This window comes from Undibacterium sp. Ji50W, from assembly GCF_049340445.1.
Taxonomy (GTDB): domain Bacteria; phylum Pseudomonadota; class Gammaproteobacteria; order Burkholderiales; family Burkholderiaceae_D; genus Undibacterium.
Genome location: NZ_JBMPOX010000060.1, coordinates 1 through 1,003 on the forward strand (window position 1 = coordinate 1; position 1,003 = coordinate 1,003).

A 1,003-nucleotide genomic window follows, 5' to 3' on the forward strand; every position below is an offset into this window, starting at 1 on the left:
TTCAAAGAAAGGCGACCGCAGACTCGCTCCCTTCGGGAGTGCCCATTTATGTAGCGCAAAAAATGGGAAGGTCCGAAACTCGCTACGCTCAGACACCGGACCTTCTTTTTCCATTTTCTGCACTACAAAAATGGCTTCGTCCCAAGCGGTTGAACGTCAAAAACAACGGCAACAACAAAGTCAAAACCAACGTCAACACAACCGTAATTCATATGTGCCCGCATACCGTTGATCAACGATTGGTTTGGGGTTGCTTTTGACGTTGGGGGTTGTTGTTGACCTTAATCCGCTTGGGACGATGTAATTTGTGCTTCACAGAAAATGGATCAGAAAGCTTCGTGTTTGAGCGCAGCGAGTTTCGGATCTTCCCATTTTTTGTGACGCACAAATTATGCTGAAGCGTAGCGTAAGCACCCGAAGGGCGAGTCTGCGGTCGCCTTTCTTTGATTCCGTTCTTTGGCGAAGCAAAGAAAGGAATTCGGCCGCCGGGCCGAGACCCGGCTTGTGTCCACGAAGGGCAATCGTTTCAATCAAAGTACGGCACAAAAACAACGCCACTGGAACGACGATGACATGACCACCGTTGATCGATAAGCCTTCGTCATCCAACACCTGCCACCTTACCCCAACAAATCCACCAGACTGCGCGCCACCACCTTGGTCGCCTTCCTCAAATCCTCCAGGTTCAATCTTTCATCAGCCCGCTTGGCATGCGATTCCAGCACCGTGCGTGGCCCCGCGCCATAGATCACACCGGGTATACCCACTTCTGAAAACAGCCGCACATCGGTGTATAAGGGCGTACCCAATGTCGGTATCGCTTCACCAAATACGGTTTCACCATGCTTTTGTATGGCTTCCACCAAAGGCGTATTGCCAGGCAGGGGGCGCATGGAATTGGCCAGCAGCAGGCGTTTGATATCGACGCTGATGCCGGGCAGGCTGGCGGCAGTGTCATTGATGATTTTGCGCAGGGTGGCTTCGACTTCTGTCGGGTTTTCTT

At 51.8% G+C, this 1,003-nt stretch carries 3 protein-coding genes; 1 reads left to right on the top strand and 2 read right to left on the bottom strand.

From position 1 onward, the window contains the following. Nucleotides 1-260: hypothetical protein (locus ACO0K9_RS27960; RefSeq protein WP_422990667.1), on the top strand; the 260-nt coding region annotated here is incomplete at its 5' end. Nucleotides 261-312: 52 nt separating this feature from the next. Here ACO0K9_RS27960 and ACO0K9_RS27965 read toward each other — a convergent pair. Together ACO0K9_RS27965 and ACO0K9_RS27970 are read right to left on the bottom strand one after the other, a co-directional pair. Beyond that, complete coding sequence (locus tag ACO0K9_RS27965) at nucleotides 313-609, bottom strand: hypothetical protein (protein WP_422990669.1); 297 nt, start codon at nucleotides 607-609, stop codon at nucleotides 313-315. Between the two features lie 11 nt (nucleotides 610-620). Beyond that, nucleotides 621-1,003 (bottom strand): M20/M25/M40 family metallo-hydrolase (locus tag ACO0K9_RS27970; protein ID WP_422990671.1); only part of this gene is annotated, 383 nt, incomplete at its 5' end.